A 16,037-nucleotide genomic window follows, 5' to 3' on the forward strand; every position below is an offset into this window, starting at 1 on the left:
TCGTAAGTAAAACTATAAGATTATGCTGATTATTTAGACGTACTTCATTACAACATGCGCGCATTATGTTTAATTTTTACGCGCTTTACATTTCAATTTTCCCATTGCCTTGATGCACCTTTTCCTACTCAAAAATTCATCTCTAATATCATTAATAAAATGAAACCAAGAAGAACAGAAAAAGGCTTGCATTTGATTTTATAAATTAAACAATTAAGTCATAATGTTTTGAAATAATAAGAAACATTTCACACCCACTTGTCGATATAAACTCCTATTTGATAGAGTCCACTCGCTCATATGAATTGAGTAACCTACTCACAGATAACTTTATTCCGCTCTTGCACAACTTAGCCCTATCCAATTTTGGTTAGGGCTTTTTTTGAGGTAGAAAATGAACTTAGAAAGGATTGACTATTCATCGATTGAGGACTTTGAGATTAGGTTAAAGCCCTTCAATGCCACATACTGGAACAAGATATTAAGTTTTCTCAATTCTATTGATGATGTCACCTCCTTTTCTTGCGATTCAGAAGACAACGTCTTTGTCGAATTAGACTCAAGCTTACTCTTCTACAACTGTGAAAATTCAAATAAATACAAGTTTAATTTCGATAACGTTTTTATTTATCAGTTTAAGTCTATCGCCAGTGATGGGTATAACATCCGCTTATATTCGAATGGTGTTAATTTTTTATCTATTTAACGGATAGTAAGCCGAAAAAACATGTACGAGAAAACAGATAAGTTATGTCCAAATTGCTTTCGTTGGCTGCTAAGAAATACAGCCAAAGGTGAGATATATTGCCCCGATACGATCTCATGCAGAGTGAAGGGCTCATTGAGCATGCCTCCGTTAAAAGTCACCAAAGCGAGGCTAAGAAAAACCTTAGTTAACGAAATTAGAAAAGACAGACAGCACCAGAACCTAACGGTCATCAACCGAATTAATAAGCTCTTGAGTTAGAACATAACAAAAGAAGTGCTTTCACTTTGAAGCACTCACCAAAACTTGGATAAAGCGAGCAATCTCGCCCAAACCAATATAGATGCACACAACCACCACCGAGTATGCACATGCTCGGTGGTGGTACTTTATTTAAGCCCAAACAACGTAGAAAACAAAAGGACAAACAACAGATGAAGACTGTTATTCATGAAACCCTATTCCGCTTATCTTCAGCCCCACAAGAGTCTCATGTTCAAATTAGGCAGGAGCTCTACAACACTCTAAAACTGCCATTCGAGAAGCAGTTAGCGCTATATACCCATGTTCTTGGTCCAGTAAGTTCCGGTCAGCTGTCCAGCAACCAGAGCTTAACCAGAGCGGTTGGCGATGCGGAAAGAATCATCCTAAACAACAAGTAGTCGACGGCGAGAAGTCGCTTTCTCACTCCCGCTTAACCAAAAACAGTCGGTCTCGCCGTTTGGATACATAGCGAGACCGACTGTTATATACCGAGTTAACGCTAAGACAATTGGGGTCTATCTCGCCTCATTTCTTTCTAAGTACGAAAAACAGAATAAACATAGAGCCAATTGCTGAAGTCATCAGACCTATGGGTAACTCCTGACCTGGGATCAGCACTCGACTCATTAAGTCACTGGCTGAGAGCAGCATCGCGCCAATAAAAGCACATAAAGGCAATAGATAACGATGACTCGGTCCGGAAAATGGTTTCGCAAGATGCGGCACGATGAGCCCAACAAAGCCAATCACGCCACTTAAAGAGACAAAGATCGCTGTAGAGAGTGCCGATAAAATAAACACGGTCACACGGAGAAATTTGACGCTTACACCCAGTGAGTTACTGGTGTCCTCATCCACCAACACGGCATCGAGAGAACGCCAGCGCAACATGGTAAACAGTGTGAGCAAAATAACCCCAACAGAGGCAAACGGCAGATTTTCCCATTTTGCCAGACCTAAGCCCCCCATTGACCAAAAGAGAATATTACTCGCCGAACGTTGATCGCCGGTATAAATCAAGTACCCAGTAATGGCACTGAACAGGAACGAAACCGCCAGCCCAGATAAGATCAGGCGTTCAACCCCTTGCGATTTTTGCAAAAAGAACACTAGGATGACCGAAGCCGCCGATAAGGTTGCCCCAGCAAATGCTGCCACAGGTAAAGACCATTGACCTAACGCTAAATCGAAATGGCTAATAACCGCAACAACGCCAGCCGATGCACCCGCGGAGAGCCCAAACAAAAATGGATCAGCCAAGTCGTTCTTAGTCACGGTCTGCAATAGCGCCCCCACCATAGCAAGCCCAGCACCAACTAAAATCGCGAGCAGAAATCTAGGAATTCGAATCTCACTCAAAATAACGTTGGTCATTGCAGGTAGCGAGGCGTGGTCAAAGGTAAAAAACTGATAAACCGAGGAAAAGGGTATGTTTATTGTTCCGTAAGAGAGCGAAAGGAACAGTATGACCGATAGCAGCATCAGACTTGCCACGATAGCAAGCCAAAACTTTACATTCGAATTACTCATTAATCACGATACCAGCCTCGGGATGGAGCTTGGCTGCAATCTTCTTGATGGCAACCACATTGTTGGGACCTGGCGTCAGCTCACTGTACTTCAACCGCAAAAATTGACCATTTTTCACCGCATTCGTTTGGCGCATTAGAGGGTTGTCACTCAGGGCTTTTATCGAACTGTTGATCGCTGCATCATCTGAGCTGCCATAATCCACCAAAATGATCATATCGGGATTATGAATGGCGACTTTTTCCCATGGTGCGGTGCCCCAACTAAAGTTATCATTGCCCATCACGTTGACGCCACCAGCCGCTTTGATCAGCGCGTGAGGCATGGCAAAGCGCCCACTGGTAAAGGGCTGATCAATGCCTGAATCGTAAAGGAACACCTTCTTGATTGGATAAGCTGCCACCTTTGCCTCTATTTCGTTGAGGTCTTTTTTCCAATTCTCGACTAAGCTCTGTGCTTTATCACTCTTATCGAAGACTTTGCCCAGCTTAAGGACATCGCCGTAAAGCAGCTCCATAGAAGCTTCTTGCTTCTTCTTAGTGATGTGAGCGCAGCTTTCGCTGAGTACCAGCGTCTTTACTCCAAAGTGAGCCAAGTTTTGTGGCGTCAGATCCGAGCCAAATTTAAGACCGTAGTTCCAACCAGCAAACAGGAAGTCTGGATTCTTTTCTAGTAAAGGTTCTAGCGTTAAGTAACGCCCAGAGATTTCGGGAATATCACCTAAGTCTGCCTTGAACTGATCGGATACTTGATACCAACCTGTAATACCATTTACTGCCACCATGTTAGGTTGCAGCCCCAATGCGAACGCCATTTCCGTCATATTGAGATCTTGGAATACCGCTCGTTTTGGTGCTTGTTCAAACGTCAACACGTCCCCGCAGCTTTCAACACTGACTGGGTAATGTGGTTCCGTCGGTGCATTGGTGTTTGCGTAAACAGAGACAGATAAAAACAACGGCATCAAGCATATTTTTTTCACGGTAACTCCTTAATCTATTTCAAAAAAACGGATCGCTTTTCCTGTTGTAGGATGTAAGAAATGAAGGGTATTCAAATCAAAAGTATCTTTTATCCAGTGAGCGTTGAGCGTGTTTTCGACCGTATCGCACACCTGCATCTTGCCTCGATTAATGATCATCACTTGGTCGGCAAAGTATTCGGCAAGGTTTAAATCATGTAACACGGCAATCGTTGTAATCTGCTTATCCTTAACGATTTTAAGGAGCTCTATTCTCGCTTTAGGGTCTAAGTGATTCGTCGGCTCATCTAAAAGCAGCAACTTGGGCTCTTGCACCAACACTCGCGCTAAGTTGACGCGCTGAAACTCTCCACCAGAGAGCTGTCCAACTTTTTGCTCTCTTAACGTCTCCAGTCCAAGCTCATCGATCACTCGGGTAATGCATTCGTTGTCGTATTGGCGTGTGGAATAGTGAAAATGAGGGAATCGCCCCAGTGAAATATAATCAAGCACTCTCATTTGTGGGTCGACTGTATTATTCTGCCCCATAAATGCAATATATCTTGAACGCATTTTATGGTTATAACTCGAAAGTGGTTTTCCAAGAAAACTCAATTCACCAGAGAATATATTCACCGTTCCCATAATGGTGCGAATAAAGGTCGATTTTCCGCACCCATTAGGACCAACAATCGCTAAGAACTCTTTCTCTTTGAGACTAAAGCTAATATCCCTAACTAACTCCGTTTTAATGCCCAGTGACAATCCCTTAATGGTTAACACTTCTTTCACATTAATAAGCCTTGCTAGTTAATATTTAGCCATTATCAAATAAAAAAAGCCGTAGTCAATAAAAACAGAAAATAAAAAACATGTTTTTAATTATGATTTAGAAATATATTCATTTTACTTAGAAATAGAGCCCTATCCTTTATTCATGTGAAACGAATAGCAAAGTTAATTGAAAAACTACTATATCAAATAGCTAAATTTCCAATCGTGATAATAGATATGAAGTATAGAAAAGTAATTGACTGTAAAACGATAACACTCAGAGAGTTTTATGTGGAACATCATTACATAATATATCTCTCTGAAGCCAAAGGACTGGTGTCCATCAATGACAGTAAGATCGCCATTACTTCCCCAACTATCTTGATGATTCCTCAATACAGTCGAGTTTGGTGTGACTTACGCAGCGAGAGCCCGACACAGTGCATTGAGGTTCAAATACTGACTGTATCCAACCATACGATCGACTCTCTGATTGCTAAAGTTCCACAGCGGGCATTTGGTGCCAATAATATCTCTTACGCTATCAGTGACAACTTCGAGATAAAAGACAGATTCAAAATACTAAAAGAGGGGCATGACACCTTAAGCAACCACGCTTTAAAGACGTTACTGGTTGAAGAGTCTCTATTTTTTATATTCTTAACAATGAGTTACTATGAAATGGATATTGTTCGAATGTTCAAGTCCGATCATTACCAATCAAAGCGAGAAGTCATCACTAGGATGATAAGCCAAGATCCGACTCATAGGTGGCAAATTGAAGAAGTCGCCAGCAAGCTGTTCATCTCCTCTTCCACGCTAAGAAGACACTTGAATAAAGAAGACGTCTCTTTCAGCCAATTGCTGTTAGATGTAAGAATGGGCATTGCACTCAATATGCTGACGTTCACTTCCTACAATGTCAGTGAGATCAGCCATCGTTGTGGCTTTGGTAGTTCGGCTTACTTCTGTGATGCATTCAAACGAAAGTACAATCTTACGCCCTCAAAATTCAGGCAGTATTCTAGAGAAAACAACGGCTCATCACTGCTGACACTCAAGTACTAATCACTCCCTCATAATCAAACAAACGCAATCAAAACTCAGAATCCACAAAACCTAAAAAAGCCCAATATTGGCGTTAATATTGGGCTTTATATTTTGTTTATAGGTACGGAAGCTTAGCTTTCCACTTTCGCTGGCTCGCCTTTGAACTTGTTTAGCACAGCAGTATGCAGACCATTCTGATATGCCACCGCAACGAGTACAATCACCACACCGATTGACTGCAATAGCGTCACCGACTCACCACTTGTAAATGGTGCAACAAGAACGGTAGTAATTGGGCTTAATAGCAATAGACCTGCAACAACGGTTGGGTCCAAGTTTACCGAACCAATTTGTACAAATACCCAAGCAACCGCATGACCAACAACACCTAAGATCACAATCCAGATCCAGTTGCTCATATTAATCGCATCACCAGCAATCGAACCATCAGCTGCTGATAGTGGCAGTTTGCCGTCGACAAGAACACCCGTGGTAATGTTGAAACCGTGCGTCGTCGCCATAACAATCGCAGCAGGGATAAGCTGAGCAAGGAATACCCACATCAGTGGCTGGAAGTAGCGACCTGCGTTCAGTGTGCCCGACTTACGGCTAGTGTAGAGGTATAGCGCGTAACAAATACCGGATTTAATACCCAGAATCGTACCCACTAGTGCAATTGGGTAGCCCCACATGGTGCTTGGACCTTCAGATGGACCACCTTCTAGAACACCACCCGCTAGAACAATACCGAACAACATAATCGGTACTAGGAACCAGAAACTTTTCTCTGGCTTAAACTTATCAAACGTCATGGCAAGCAATGGCATGATGATGATCTGTAGGTTAAGCAAGATAGATGAGATGCCCGCACCAATAAAGAAGATCGCAAAGTTCCAAGAGGTCATATCAAGACCAAGGAAAATACCAGCAACAATAGCGAGAGCAAAACCAGATTTATTAATTAATCCTTTCTTTTTAATTTCGGCAACGGCAAACGGAATTAACACCAAGAAGCCGACAAGACAACGTAAGAAGGCGTTGGTTGCTGGTTCAAAGTTTGCTTCTTTTACCATGATTGCCGAGAACGCTAAGGCGAAAATACCAATCATAATAAACATATAAGCAAGTGGTTTGCTCATTTTTTTCTCTGGTCCAGATGTGGACTCGATTCTAACTTCAGACATAAATAGCCCCAGAATGTAAATAAAAGTAATATTGGATTTTTTAATTAACGCACATTGTTATTTAGCAAAATAAAAATATGCATTAATAAGCCATACCAGTACTCAATGACTGGTATGGCTTAATTAATACAGAGTTAAATAATTTGCGTAGGGAAACGCTAGGGTAAATATCGTTTTTATATTAAAAGAAGATGGATACTATCTACGGTCAGGCAGCATGCCTTCTTTCAAAATAAAGCTAATAATTTCTTCTAAACCAACACCGTCATGTAAGTTCGCGAAAATAAATGGACGATCGCCACGCATCTTCTTCGCATCACGGTCCATAATATCGAGAGACGCGTGTACATATTCAGCAATGTCGATTTTATTAATGATCAATAGATCTGACTTGGTGATGCCCGGACCACCTTTACGTGGGATCTTGTCACCTGCAGACACATCAATAACGTAAATCGTTAGGTCAGACAGCTCTGGACTGAATGTCGCAGCCAAGTTATCACCACCAGATTCGATCATCACTAGCTCAAGGTCTGGATGACGCGATTGTAAGTCGTTCACCGCCGCTAGGTTCATCGAAGCGTCTTCACGGATAGCAGTATGTGGACAGCCGCCTGTTTCTACGCCAAGAATACGATCTGATGGCAGCGCGTCATGCTTGAGCAAGAAGTCCGCATCTTCACGGGTGTAAATATCGTTCGTTACAACCGCGATGTTGTAATGATCTTTAAGTGCTTTACACAATTTACGTAGCAGCGCTGTTTTACCAGAACCAACAGGACCGCCTACACCAACACGTAAACACTGTGTCATATTAATTTTCCTTTTGTTCTTTAAAGCAAATTAGCTTCGAAATAGTCTTGAATATTGCGTTTCATGTTTTGCACTTCCTAGCGCTAAACCAGGAAGCGTTGGACCTAGCTCCCAATCCTCTAAGCTGAGGGCTGATTCGACCGCTTCAACAAGCTTAGGTTGCAGTCGAATACACAGACGCTGTGCTGCGGTATGCCCCAGCGGTAGTGCTTTACATGCCACCGCCAATTGGTTTTCTAACCATCCCCATGCAAAACCAAGCAGGCTCTGTCGAACAGGAATATGGTTAAGCTGTGTAACCCAAGCAAACATGGTCACGTATCCAGATTCTTGAAGCTGTTTTGCCCCTTCAACATGCAGCTGAGGGTGCATTTCAAGATTGGTCAGTAAGTCTATTAATGCTTGACCAAGACGAATGTCTTCTTCGCATAACTCAGAGGTTTCGCGATTCGCTAACAGCCAATCGTTCCAAAACGTCACTTCTTGGCAATCACGATTCGCCCACGAGTGATACAAGCGCGCTAGCACAGGTAATTCGCAACGCGATAAACCGTCATCAAGCACGCCTTCTAACCACGCACCAAGCTCTTCTTCGTTTTTCACCCAACCAAGCTCAAAAGCGCTTTCTAGCCCTTGCGACCAAGCAAACGCACCAATAGGAAGCGCTGGGCTAATAAATTGCATCAAACCAAGTAGTGCTAGATCACCGACTTCACGATCAGAAGTATTAGTGTTCATGCTGATGCCCGTGGTGATGGTGACCATGAGAGTGATCATGAGATTGCTCACGACCAACATGCGCGTATGCACCGGATTCTGGGTCAAAAGGCGCTTGATGATGCGTCAATGTTGCGCCAAGCAGCAGTGCCAATTCTTCAAGCACATGATCCGGCGTCATTCGAACCCAGCAACGTCCGTCTTCATCCTGACCAACCGCAAGCAACGTGTGGCGGTTGCCTAAGTGATAACAAAGACGAGCGAGAGGAAGCGTGCCATTGATGTAAGCCGTCGTGACGGGTTCGTTCGCAGCATGGACACGAATCACTTCACCCGTTTTCGCTTCTAGCAGGTCGCCATCACGTAATACTGGTCCACGATCGAGAAACAAACCGACATCATGTCCCTTTTCCGTCACTCCTTTCAGGCGTCCTCGGATACGCAGCTCATAAGGAAGAATAAGACTATCGAATACCTCACATTCCGTATTGGCATCTAATCGTTTTGTTAGTTCAAGCATTGCAAGCCCTTACTGTTAATTAGAACAAATGGTAGCGTTGAGCCAACGGAACTTCTGTTGCTGGTTCACACGTCAATAGAACGCCGTCTGCACTTACTTCATAAGTTTGTGGATCTACGGTCAGTTCAGGACACACGTCGTTGTGCTTCATGTCTTGTTTGGTCTTGTTACGAACGTCTTTACACGCAACAAGCGGGCTGTTCAGACCCAGCTTTTCTTCTAGACCTGTGTTCATCGCAGCTTGGCTAACAAACGTCATGCGCGTCGCTGACACTGCGCGACCTAGTGAGCCAAACATGTTGCGGTAGTGAACTGGCTGAGGCGTTGAGATCGCCGCGTTTGGATCGCCCATCGCAGCGCCTGCGATCATGCCACCTTTCAAGATGATGGATGGCTTAACGCCGAAGAATGCTGGTTTCCAAAGCACCAAGTCAGCGAATTTACCTACTTCAATCGAGCCCACTTCGTGTGCGATACCGTGAGTGATTGCTGGGTTAATGGTGTATTTCGCGATGTAGCGCTTCGCACGGAAGTTATCTGCGCCAAGATCTTGGTCTTCAGGAAGTAGACCACGCTGTACTCGCATCTTGTTTGCAGTCTGCCAAGTACGACATACCACTTCACCCACACGTCCCATTGCTTGTGAGTCTGATGACATCATCGAGATCACGCCCATATCGTGAAGAATGTCTTCTGCGGCAATACTTTCGCGACGAATACGAGAGTCTGCAAACGCAACGTCTTCCGGGATATTTGGATCTAGGTGGTGACACTCCATCAACATATCCAAGTGCTCATCAACGGTATTGATGGTGTACGGACGCGTTGGGTTTGTGGAAGAAGGCAGTACATTTGGCAGTGCACACGCTGCAATGATGTCTGGAGCGTGACCACCACCCGCACCTTCCGTGTGGTAGGTATGGATACAACGATCTTTGAATGCAGCCAGCGTATCTTGTAGGAAGCCAGATTCGTTCAAGCTATCTGAGTGAAGCGCAACCTGAACGTCGTAGCGATCTGCAACATTCAAGGCGTTGTGAATACATGCAGCAGTCGCACCAAAGTCTTCGTGGATCTTCAGGCTCATAGCGCCTGCTTTTACTTGCAGCTCAAGCGCTTCAGGCGTACTTGCACTGCCTTTACCCAGTAGACCGATGTTCATTGGTAGATCATCGACCGCTTGCATCATCTTACCGATGTGCCAAGGACCCGATGTGCTGGTTGTCGCTAGACTGCCCGTTGCAGGACCCGTACCGCCACCAATCATGGTCGTTACACCGCTCATCAGCGCTTCATCAATCTGTTGCGGACAGATAAAGTGGATGTGTGTATCGATACCACCTGCGGTTAGGATTTGGTTCTCACCTGCGATGATTTCAGTACCAGGACCAATGATGATATCAACATTAGGCTGTACGTCTGGGTTGCCGGCTTTACCAATGGCTGCGATACGACCTTGCTTAAGACCAACGTCAGCTTTAACGATGCCCCAGTAATCCATGATGATAACGTTAGTAATAACCGTATCCATCACTGCGTCATCACAACGCTGGCTCTGACCCATACCGTCACGAATAACTTTACCGCCACCAAATACGACTTCTTCACCGTAGTGCGTGTGGTCTTTTTCAATCTCAATCCATAGCTCTGTATCACCCAGACGGACTTTGTCGCCCGTGGTAGGACCGTACATGTCTACATACGCTTGTCTAGAAATCTTCATTACTGTTACCTTTACTTAGAATTGTTATCTAGTGAGCCCATCACGTCGCCACGGAAACCGTAGACTTGACGTAAGCCAGCGAACGGAATCAGCTCCACTTCGCGGGTTTGACCTGGTTCGAATCGGATTGACATGCCAGCGGCAATCGCTAGGCGGTGACCGTAAGCAAGCTCTCGGTCAAAAGATAAAGCGCGATTCGCTTCAGCAAAGTGGTAGTGCGAGCCAACCTGAACAGGGCGGTCACCCGTATTAGAAACTTTCACTGGAATCGTTGTGCGGTCAGTACACAGCTCAATGTCATCCGCTTTTAGTTGGTATTCACCTGCAAACATGGCGGTCTCCTTAAATAATCGGGTTATGCACAGTCACTAGCTTTGTGCCGTCAGGGAAAGTTGCTTCTACTTGTACTGTTTCAATCATTTCAGCAATGCCAGGCTGAACATCAGCACGAGTTAAGATTTCACGACCTGCACTCATCATTTCTGCAACGGTGCGCCCTTCACGTGCACCTTCCATGATTGCGCAGCTGATCAGCGCAACAGATTCTGGGTAATTCAGTTTGATGCCTTTTTCTTTGCGTCTTTCAGCAAGCAGACCTGCAGTGAACAAAAGTAATTTGTCTTTATCTCTAGGTGTTAATTCCATCGTTTACTCCGTTTCATGATTTTCAATATAAAATCGCGTTATTAGGTGTTTAATAAGGCGTTATAATTCGATTTTGATTAAGTCAGCCAGATTCTTGGTATCACCGGTTCCATGCCAATGAGCAGTGGACGCAATACTTCTCTCGCTTGTTGGAATAAGTCCCAAACTTCGTTTCTTTCGGTACCGAGATAGCGGATGACCAACACGCCGCGTCGCTCACTCACCGCCCAGCGATCGGATGCTGGCATGTGCTCTCGAAGTGCTAAGATGGCTTGTTTTGGATCGTCTAGACCCACCGCCCACATATTGGCGTGAACCGTTGAACCACCTTGTCCCCACTTACCAGTAAAACGCGGATGAGTTGGGTCGATCGTTTGTCTTTCAAGCCACAGTGGCTTGCCATTTTGGTAGAGGTTAAATTGTTGGGTGATGCATCCACTGTTGAATGGCAACTTACTGGCAGGTCGCCCTAGAACGGTAATTTCCCAGCCAAGACACTTGGCATTTGTACCCAAGTTGATCGTGCAAGTTTGGTCACCAATAGAACCATCAAAAGCAATCGACTCTTGAGGAAGCCACTCTAAAATGGCGTTATCCTCAACATCCAAGTTGGTGTGTTGTTTCCACGGCACCAAGTTGCGGTCGGCTTTGTACAGCTTGTTTGCGGCGGGGGTTGTCACTAGAGCGTGAGCGTCACTTTGAACACTAATGTTGAAGTTCAGCTCGTCACCACTCACCAAACCACCAGGCGGGTGCAGAATGTAGACATGGCAACAGCCATCTTTGCCCTCAGGATAGAAAGGTCTTTGGACAATCAGAGGTCCAAAGTGTCGTAGGGTATTTAATCGTGTGACACTGGAATTGCCTTCAGCATGAGCACCAAATTTTAATGTCAAAGACGCTAACCACTGACGATTGAGACCAAAACCTTGTTCAACACGAGGTGTATTGGTTTTGTCAGTCGTTGTCGTTTGGAAATCTGTCATATGAACATACCTTTCTACCTACCTTTAAATAAAAAATTAGGATTAAAATGCTTATTACCGTTTCATTGGTAACGAATGAAATAGGTCAAACTTCAACGAATAACGCTGAATAGGAATAGAAATTACGAGTAATAAATAACGCCTAGTGAAAAAAGAGAGACTTAATAATTCTCTTCTTTAATTTACCCCATAGCGTCACTATTAATAAACTTACACAATTACATGAATTTCTATATCGATGCTGTAACGAATGGACACAATATACAGGAATCAAGCGAAGTCTAAATTAGACATTTTGCCCAAAAGATTACAATATAAATGTCAGCATCACTTCATTATTAATGGAATGTTTAAAACTATTTCTGCATTACTAAATAAAAAATATAAACAGTGAATTTACTCACAATTTCTATCATTGCTAAACGATGAGATAAGAGTGAATTACCGGAAACCGCCAAACTTAAACAATGGATTTTCTGAAGCGGCTTCTGAACTGCTGAGGTGTGGTGAGTTTATTTTTTTTAAACACAGTGCAGAAATAGGCGGAGCTCTTAAATCCACTCAGGTTGCTTATCTTCAATATGCTGAAGTTACTAAACTTCAGATACCGAATCGCGACATTGAGCCTCACCTCGTTGAGGATGCAAGAGAAAGACTTCTGCTCTGCCGATAACCCTCTTCTCAAGGTAGAAATGCTGGTAGCCATAGACAAAGCCGCCGCCTCAAGCGTCCAATGCTTCCTCGGTTCACGCATAAGCAGATTGGACAATCTCTCAGAAACCGACAGGTCACTTTTCATGTTTAAGACGATATTGATGTCTTTGTTTTCCAGGTGTAGGTGAATCAGAAGTTCAACCACACTCTGTCTAAGCAGCACTTTATTCAACCGCCCCATACAACGATGCCCATCAACGACCCGATTCATTAAAAAGACATCACAAAAATCTTTGTTATGAGCTTTTAAGAAATTTCCGCCATCACTCGAACGACACAACTTTCGATTTCTCTTATCAAAGATAAACTTGTTTAACTCATAAAGGTCTTGCTTAATAAAGCCAATATCAAAATTATTTAAGCTAATGAAATCTAATTCAGACTGCTCAGTTAACTTTGATATATTAACGTGAACAAACGAGTTTTTTGGAATGATAATTAAGCTATTGTTAAACTCTTGAACTGGAGAGCCATTAATACTAATGTCTCCTTGATAACCTGAGACTCTGGCAAATATCGTCTTTTTAGTTCTGTAATTGTGTAGCCTAACATTGCTGGCATTAATATTATGAAAAAACATTGCTATCAAATAATTAACATCTATATACTGTCAAGCATACTAGCAAGATAGTCGATTCTTTGTGCGACATGTATAGATAATCAATCCATAAATGAAGTTATATGACTTCAAATCTAAATCGTTCCCCTACCCTTATAGAAAACTGGTCGCAGTAAAAGCAAGAAACCCAACTAGCATAACAAGTACTTCTTGGTGTTAGCCTCAGTTAGGCTTTTGACTACCCCTTCTTGTTCAAGCAGAGTGAGCGCTTTTTCAATAGGCAGTCTTAACAACCCTAGCTTTATCATTAACGTATCGACCGATACTGAAGTGTCGCCGACGGACGACAAGCACTGAACAATGCAATCTCTGGTCTTACGCTTTGACTCGTAGTTGCTGATAAACCGCCTTTTGACGGCGACCTTCTCTTGCTTGCTCTTACATTGATTACCCAAATCCATACGAAACCAATTTAAGTCTTCCAATAACACGCTATATGGCTCACCCAAGTTATCAATGACCACTAACTGATCATCCGTTGAGTTGATCACGGTGTAATCCACACCCTCCGATATTCTTGTCTCGCTCGGTGTTTTTATACTCGAATAGAAGCGAATGGTGTCACCAAGCAAGCTATCGCTCTCTTTCTCCAACTTGCCCGTGGCGACAGCCAAACCAACATCAATCAACTTATAGAACTCACGCACGATTTTGTGTTTTGGCTGATAGGCACAGTCCAAGTTCAGCTCGCAGGTTGCACAGTGATAATGACATTTACATTGGACGTAGGATTGGTTGGAACCATCGTAGACCCAGTTATTGCGATAATTGATGTAATACATACTACCCAGAGCCGTATGGGTCGCATTCACCTTGTTACTTTTTACCAACCGACTCATGGTGGTAACGAGCGTCTCTTGGTTATAAACACCCTTGATATAGAGGTTTTGACAAAGCTCTTTTAGACTCACCTTCTGCTCAGAGTTAAATAAATAACCAATGATTTGATTCTCTAAAGCATCAAGGGTGTCGTTTTCTTTTTCCTCGAATTCTTTTTTGAATTTTCGGACTAAGATTTTCAGTTTATCTTTAGCCAGACGTATCACTTGAGCCTTGGAGATATCATGTGTTGGTTCTAGCAAGGAGTAGAGCTCAAACCCCGCGCCTTCAAACTGTAGGGTGCGACATAAACCTTGCCTTAACGTTCTAATTTCTTTCTTTTTTCTTCCATCCACAGCATGAACACGCAAGATAAAGTGATGAATCTCTTTCGCAAAAAATACCAATTTCATAATCGTCATTTAAAAATAAAAACCTGAAGGGCTTACTAGTGAGCGTTGGAAAATTCGGCGAGGTTAAATACGCCAGAAACAAGGAGATAAAACGACCACGATGGTGAGGATCTCTAAGCGTCCCATCAGCATTCCGAGGCTCAAAATCCACTTTGCTGCGTCTGGCAGTGCCGAGAAGTTGCCAGTTGGACCAATAATAGAACCGAGACCAGGACCGACATTCGCCACCGAAGTAATGGCACCAGACAAGCTAGTGACAGGGTCTAAGCCTATGATTGCCAATAGCATTGCGATAAAAATAATCGTTAATGCATAAACAAAAGCGAATGCCGTTACACCTTGCACAATACTGTCTGACAAACGTGCTTTGTTGTAACGCAAGGTAAAGACGCCAGAAGGGTGTACCAACTGAAAAACCTGTTTTTTAAGCAGTGAGGTCGCTATCTGAATTCGGAAGATTTTGAAGCCCCCTGACGTTGAGCCAGAGCACGCGCCCATCAACAGAACGAAGCAAAACAAAATGGTTGGCAAACTCCCCCAACTGGAGAAATCGTCTAATGCAAAACCCGTGGTGGTCATCACTGTAACGATATTAAAGGTCGCAATACGAATCGCGTCGATAAACGGATAATCGAGCTTCAATGCCAACCAGCAAGCCACAACCAAACTCAAAGCAACGACCAACTTAAAATAGGCTCTGATTTGCGCGTCTTTCACTAAACACGACAGACTCTTTTGGTTGATTGCTGCCACAAACTGAATGAATGGCATACCACCCGCAAACATAAAGATGATCGCCACCCAATGAGCCATTGGCGAGAAGCCGTTCATAGAAGCATCGGTCGTTGAATATCCTCCGGTAGATACGGTGGTCAGTGCGTGGTTTATCGCATCAAATACAGTCATGCCAGATAGCAAGTAACTCATCACACAAAGAAAAGTCAGCAGCAGATAAACAGACAGAATACTCTTGGCAACACTCTTCATTCGAGGCGCACTTTTTGTTGACCAATCAGAGGATTCGGTTTGGAAGAGTCGCATTCCACCAACATTGATCATGGGTAGAATAGCGATAGCCATCACGATGAACCCTACGCCACCAAACCACTGGAGCAGCGAACGCCAAAGCAATATGCTGGGTGCCATGTTATCAAGACCAGCAAGAACCGTAGACCCAGTTGTGGTGATACCAGACATGGTTTCAAAATAAGCGTTGGTGAAGCTAATTTCATTGATGAATACAAAGGGAAGTGACGCAAACGCGCTGCCTAGAACCCAGACTAGCGTGGTGATCAAAAACGCATCTTTTACTTTGAGAGCGATTGATGTTTTCCCGCCAATCGCCACGCACACTAATCCCCCGATATGGGTAATGATTGCTGATAAACCAAAATCTAACGCCCCTTGAGTCCCTGTCACTACAGCCATCAAAAATGGGATATACATAAATAATGCGAGTTTAGATAACAGGAATCCCAAAACGAGAAACACTGGTTTATAGCTAATCATTAAAAATCAGTTCATTTATTCTTACCAACAACTTTATTATTTATTCAATTTTCCGAATCAAATTCAATTGATATATAAGGTTAAATCAAT

General features: G+C 43.5%; 16 protein-coding genes. 2 read left to right on the plus strand and 14 right to left on the minus strand.

The features are described 5' to 3' along the window. The first annotated feature begins 1,140 nt into the window (after window positions 1-1,140). On the plus strand, window positions 1,141-1,368 hold the full coding sequence (locus NL647_RS09020; protein ID WP_253650024.1) for a PAS factor family protein: 228 nt from the start codon (window positions 1,141-1,143) through the stop codon (window positions 1,366-1,368). A 127-nt stretch (window positions 1,369-1,495) separates the two neighbouring features. Here NL647_RS09020 and NL647_RS09025 read toward each other — a convergent pair whose 3' ends face one another. From NL647_RS09025 to NL647_RS09035, 3 genes are read right to left on the minus strand one after another with little or no spacing between them, the layout of a single operon-like run. Next, complete coding sequence (locus NL647_RS09025) at window positions 1,496-2,500, minus strand: iron ABC transporter permease (protein ID WP_253650025.1); 1,005 nt, start codon at window positions 2,498-2,500, stop codon at window positions 1,496-1,498. After that, on the minus strand, window positions 2,493-3,482 hold the full coding sequence (locus tag NL647_RS09030) for an ABC transporter substrate-binding protein (RefSeq protein WP_253650026.1): 990 nt from the start codon (window positions 3,480-3,482) through the stop codon (window positions 2,493-2,495). Before NL647_RS09030 ends, NL647_RS09025 begins: the two co-directional genes overlap by 8 nt. Window positions 3,483-3,491: 9 nt before the next feature. Continuing rightward, a complete protein-coding gene (locus tag NL647_RS09035) occupies window positions 3,492-4,253 on the minus strand; it encodes an ABC transporter ATP-binding protein (protein WP_114093179.1) in 762 nt (253 codons plus the stop codon). Between the two features lie 273 nt (window positions 4,254-4,526). On the opposite strand from NL647_RS09035, the gene NL647_RS09040 reads away from it, so the two are divergent. Then, entirely contained in the window at window positions 4,527-5,303 is a 777-nt protein-coding gene (locus NL647_RS09040) for a helix-turn-helix domain-containing protein (protein WP_253650027.1), read from the plus strand. 113 nt (window positions 5,304-5,416) lie between these two features. Here the strand turns inward: NL647_RS09040 and NL647_RS09045 are convergent, their stop codons facing one another. From NL647_RS09045 to NL647_RS09095, 11 genes are all read right to left on the minus strand, one after another. Further along, window positions 5,417-6,469 (minus strand): DMT family transporter, encoded by a 1,053-nt coding sequence (locus NL647_RS09045; protein WP_253650028.1) that lies wholly within the window; start codon window positions 6,467-6,469, stop codon window positions 5,417-5,419. A 198-nt stretch (window positions 6,470-6,667) separates the two neighbouring features. Beyond that, complete coding sequence (gene ureG, locus NL647_RS09050) at window positions 6,668-7,282, minus strand: urease accessory protein UreG (RefSeq protein WP_009696564.1); 615 nt, start codon at window positions 7,280-7,282, stop codon at window positions 6,668-6,670. A 30-nt stretch (window positions 7,283-7,312) separates the two neighbouring features. Continuing rightward, entirely contained in the window at window positions 7,313-8,059 is a 747-nt protein-coding gene (locus NL647_RS09055; protein ID WP_237359321.1) for an urease accessory protein UreF, read from the minus strand. Next, window positions 8,010-8,519 (minus strand): urease accessory protein UreE, encoded by a 510-nt coding sequence (gene ureE / locus NL647_RS09060; RefSeq protein WP_009696562.1) that lies wholly within the window; start codon window positions 8,517-8,519, stop codon window positions 8,010-8,012. Before ureE ends, NL647_RS09055 begins: the two co-directional genes overlap by 50 nt. A 19-nt stretch (window positions 8,520-8,538) precedes the next feature. Further along, on the minus strand, window positions 8,539-10,242 hold the full coding sequence (gene ureC, locus NL647_RS09065; protein ID WP_010453624.1) for an urease subunit alpha: 1,704 nt from the start codon (window positions 10,240-10,242) through the stop codon (window positions 8,539-8,541). Window positions 10,243-10,253: 11 nt separating this feature from the next. Then, window positions 10,254-10,574 carry an urease subunit beta gene (locus tag NL647_RS09070; protein WP_009696560.1) on the minus strand — a complete coding sequence of 107 codons (321 nt, stop codon included), beginning with the start codon at window positions 10,572-10,574 and terminating at the stop codon, window positions 10,254-10,256. 10 nt (window positions 10,575-10,584) lie between these two features. Then, complete coding sequence (gene ureA, locus NL647_RS09075) at window positions 10,585-10,887, minus strand: urease subunit gamma (protein WP_009696559.1); 303 nt, start codon at window positions 10,885-10,887, stop codon at window positions 10,585-10,587. Window positions 10,888-10,964: 77 nt separating this feature from the next. Continuing rightward, entirely contained in the window at window positions 10,965-11,873 is a 909-nt protein-coding gene (locus NL647_RS09080; RefSeq protein ID WP_253650029.1) for an urease accessory protein UreD, read from the minus strand. A gap of 460 nt (window positions 11,874-12,333) precedes the next feature. Further along, window positions 12,334-13,167 carry a helix-turn-helix transcriptional regulator gene (locus NL647_RS09085; protein WP_253650117.1) on the minus strand — a complete coding sequence of 278 codons (834 nt, stop codon included), beginning with the start codon at window positions 13,165-13,167 and terminating at the stop codon, window positions 12,334-12,336. 170 nt (window positions 13,168-13,337) lie between these two features. Then, the gene (locus NL647_RS09090; protein WP_253650030.1) at window positions 13,338-14,438 is read right to left on the minus strand and encodes a hypothetical protein; all 1,101 of its coding nucleotides are present in this window, start codon (window positions 14,436-14,438) and stop codon (window positions 13,338-13,340) included. 63 nt (window positions 14,439-14,501) lie between these two features. Next, entirely contained in the window at window positions 14,502-15,947 is a 1,446-nt protein-coding gene (locus NL647_RS09095) for a TrkH family potassium uptake protein (protein ID WP_253650031.1), read from the minus strand. Window positions 15,948-16,037: the final 90 nt, after the last annotated feature.

It is taken from the genome of Vibrio sp. Y29_XK_CS5, from assembly GCF_024181835.1.
Lineage (GTDB): Bacteria > Pseudomonadota > Gammaproteobacteria > Enterobacterales > Vibrionaceae > Vibrio > Vibrio harveyi.